Raw genomic sequence first — 2,738 nt, 5'->3', positions numbered from 1 at the left:
ATTCCGCCCCGAGGCTCCATGCCACGCTACGCCACCATCATCACCGCCGATGACGGCGCCGAGATCGTCAGCGCCATCGGCGCGTTCGAGGGCGCGGACCCGCCGCGCCGCACCGGGCGCGTCGAGCAGGTCGCGCCGGGCGTGCGCATCGGCATTGAAGCCGCCAGGCCGTATGCAATCGTAGGCGCCGCCTGTTTCATCGCCGGTCTTCTCATCGGAGTGCTGCTATGAGCGCTCTGCTGGCATGGCTTCTCACCAATCCGACGATCCTGGCCATCGGCGCCGGCGTTGTCGGCGCGCTCGGCTGGGGCTTTCACCAGCGCCTTGCGGGCGCAAGGGCCGAACGCGGCAAGCAGGCAGAAGCCGAGGCCGCGGCCCGCAATATCGCCGACCAGGTCGACAACGACGTCGGCGCCTTGCCGCCTGAAGCGGTCAGGAAGGAGCTGAAGTCATGGGCAAGGGATTGATCCTCGCAGCCACCGTCGCCGCGCTTGCCGGCTGCACGACGGCTAGGGGCGGTTTCTGCGCCGCCGCCGCGCCGATGCGCCTCTCCGCCAGGGCCGTCGAAACGCTGTCGGATCAGGAGGCGAGGGCGCTGCTTGCGCACAATCGCAAGGGCGAGAAGCTCTGTGGCTGGAGGCCGTGATGCATGACATTTTCGATCTGCTGGGCATCAAGGGCCAGGTCGTGGCGGCGGGGCTCGCCGGCGGCGTGTTGCGGTCGCTGTCGCGCCATCGCTACAAGCTGCGGGAGATGATCGCCTCGCCCATCTGCGGCGCCCTGGCCGCCGCCTATCTGACATTGCCTGCCGTCGCCTGGGTTCAGGCAAGCGGCCTGCCGATGCCCGACGGCGCCGACGACACTACCACGCTCGCCGCCGCCTTCCTGATTGGGGTCTCGGCCATGTGGATTTCGGACATCGTCTTCGAGCTGGCAATCCGACGGTTCAGGCCGACTTCGGACCCCTGATCGCGCAGGTTCGAAATCGTGGCCGGCATGTTCCCCGGGGCGCTGGAAGAACCCGGCCACAACGCCTATCTATGGAGCAATCCAAAGGAGGTTTGACATGGCTTCTTCCACCGAGCGCGCAGTCCTTGCCGGCGGCTGCTTCTGGGGCATGCAGGATCTGATCCGGCGCTTGCCCGGCGTGGTTTCAACCCGGGTCGGCTACAGCGGCGGCGATGTCGCCAACGCGACCTATCGCAATCACGGCACTCACGCCGAGGCAATCGAAATCATCTTCGATCCGGCCAGGACCAGTTTCCGCACGCTGCTCGAATTCTTCTTCCAGATCCACGATCCGACGACGAAGAACCGCCAGGGCAACGACATCGGCATGAGCTATCGCTCGGCAATCTACTACACGAGCGACGAGCAGAAGCGGATCGCCGAGGATACGATCGCCGACGTCGATGCGTCCGGCCTGTGGCCCGGCAAGGTCGTCACCGAGCTTGCTCCGGTAGGCGCCTTCTGGGAAGCCGAGCCCGAGCATCAGGACTATCTGGAACGCTATCCCAACGGCTACACCTGCCACTTCGCGCGGCCGGGGTGGAAGCTTCCGGTCCGCCAGAAGGCTGCCGCATCGTAGATCGGCGGCGAGGCTATCGCATTTAGCCTTGCTCATCCAAGTAAGCCCGCCATGCCGAAGAGGCATGGCGGGCTTTCTTGCGTTCAGGATGTGCTGCGCTGGGCTTGCGCTACTCAGCCTCTGGCGCAAACGCTGAACCGCTCCAGCTATCGATCCCGGCAATTCCGCACGGAAAACCGCGGCGAGCATCAAATTGCCTTGGGCGGCTCAGCCCTTAGCGCGGCGGCTTTCATGTTCGTGGTTGCCGATCCAGTGGGCGCGGATGCGGTCGCTGGCCTCGAGATAAGCCATGTCGATGAGATAGGTCAGGAGTTTTTCGCCGTCGGCTTCGGCCTTCTGGCGAAGTTCCCGCAATATCCCCTGCGCAAACTGCAGGTTTTCCATTTTGCTAGGCTGGTCCATGGGTGCCCCCCAAATGTCTGCGCGGTAAGTCTGGATCACTATGCTTGCATGAAAGTTGTGACACCGTGCGCGGTGCGGCTGCACGGGGTTGCACCGACGCCCGCCCAACGAACCTGTTGGACATCGTGCGGAAATGTCGATATTTTACGCGCCCAATCGGATAGCGAGCATGAACGAAGACGAGGGCAGCACTTCTGACAAGTTGCAAGCCATGCTTGACGCGATTGCCAGGAGCGAGCCTTCGTTCGAGAACGGGCAAGTCGATTTCGGCCGCTTGAAAGCCGATGCCGCCCGGGCAGCCGGGGTGCTGATCGAATTTTACGGCGACGCGGCGCTTGAGCGCGCCAAGCTTATCGAGCACCGATCGCCCCAATCGCATTTCGCGCGCATGGTCACGGCTGAGGTCGGCAGACGCGGCAAGCGAAGCTGACCCGCAAACGATCGGCGAAAGCTGCCTCAGGACGATCTTCGCCTCCTCAGCCTTCCGTCAAGCCGTTGCTCGACCTCTTCCTCGACGTTGTCCAGAAGATAGGACAACAGGTCGTGTCCGATCGATCGCGCGATGTCCCTGGCCTGTTCGACGTGATTGTGCATCTCGCGCAGCGACTGTTCCTCGCAGGTGGCATCCTTCGTCAGATCGACGAACCAGCCAGGGTAGAGCGCTGCCTCGCCCACACCGTCTACGCAGCATTGGCCCACAGCCAGGATCTTGCGCAGCCCCATCTTTTCCGACCGGACCCTGTAGACT

Annotated in this window: 7 protein-coding genes and 1 pseudogene; 6 read left to right on the top strand and 2 right to left on the bottom strand. The window is 63.8% G+C overall.

Going from position 1 to position 2,738, the window contains the following annotated elements; genetic code table 11:
• From EOA27_RS30850 to msrA, 5 genes and pseudogenes are all read left to right on the top strand, one after another.
• Nucleotides 1-231: pseudogene (locus EOA27_RS30850) on the top strand (hypothetical protein); the annotation flags it as partial.
• Nucleotides 228-467 carry an ABC transporter permease gene (locus EOA27_RS30845; protein ID WP_126083234.1) on the top strand — a complete coding sequence of 80 codons (240 nt, stop codon included), beginning with the start codon at nt 228-230 and terminating at the stop codon, nt 465-467. The pseudogene EOA27_RS30850 and the gene EOA27_RS30845, both read left to right, overlap by 4 nt.
• Complete coding sequence (locus EOA27_RS30840; protein WP_126061380.1) at nt 452-646, top strand: hypothetical protein; 195 nt, start codon at nt 452-454, stop codon at nt 644-646. Before EOA27_RS30845 ends, EOA27_RS30840 begins: the two co-directional genes overlap by 16 nt.
• Nucleotides 646-969: a hypothetical protein gene (locus EOA27_RS30835; RefSeq protein WP_126083233.1), complete on the top strand. Its 324-nt coding sequence runs from the start codon at nt 646-648 to the stop codon at nt 967-969. The genes EOA27_RS30840 and EOA27_RS30835 overlap by 1 nt, the downstream gene beginning before the upstream one ends.
• Nucleotides 970-1,066: 97 nt before the next feature.
• A complete protein-coding gene (gene msrA / locus EOA27_RS30830; protein ID WP_126083232.1) occupies nt 1,067-1,588 on the top strand; it encodes a peptide-methionine (S)-S-oxide reductase MsrA in 522 nt (173 codons plus the stop codon).
• A gap of 207 nt (nt 1,589-1,795) precedes the next feature.
• Here the strand turns inward: msrA and EOA27_RS41050 are convergent, their stop codons facing one another.
• Nucleotides 1,796-1,990 (bottom strand): hypothetical protein, encoded by a 195-nt coding sequence (locus tag EOA27_RS41050; protein ID WP_126083231.1) that lies wholly within the window; start codon nt 1,988-1,990, stop codon nt 1,796-1,798.
• A 169-nt stretch (nt 1,991-2,159) separates the two neighbouring features.
• On the opposite strand from EOA27_RS41050, the gene EOA27_RS30820 reads away from it, so the two are divergent.
• On the top strand, nt 2,160-2,420 hold the full coding sequence (locus EOA27_RS30820) for a hypothetical protein (protein WP_126083230.1): 261 nt from the start codon (nt 2,160-2,162) through the stop codon (nt 2,418-2,420).
• Nucleotides 2,421-2,446: 26 nt separating this feature from the next.
• Here EOA27_RS30820 and EOA27_RS30815 read toward each other — a convergent pair.
• Nucleotides 2,447-2,738: hypothetical protein (locus EOA27_RS30815; RefSeq protein WP_210214183.1), on the bottom strand; the 292-nt coding region annotated here is incomplete at its 5' end.

It is taken from the genome of Mesorhizobium sp. M2A.F.Ca.ET.037.01.1.1, from assembly GCF_003998075.1.
In the GTDB taxonomy this organism is placed as follows: domain Bacteria; phylum Pseudomonadota; class Alphaproteobacteria; order Rhizobiales; family Rhizobiaceae; genus Mesorhizobium.
Note: the sequence above shows the minus strand (reverse complement) of the source record. Positions and strands in the feature narration are given on the sequence as shown.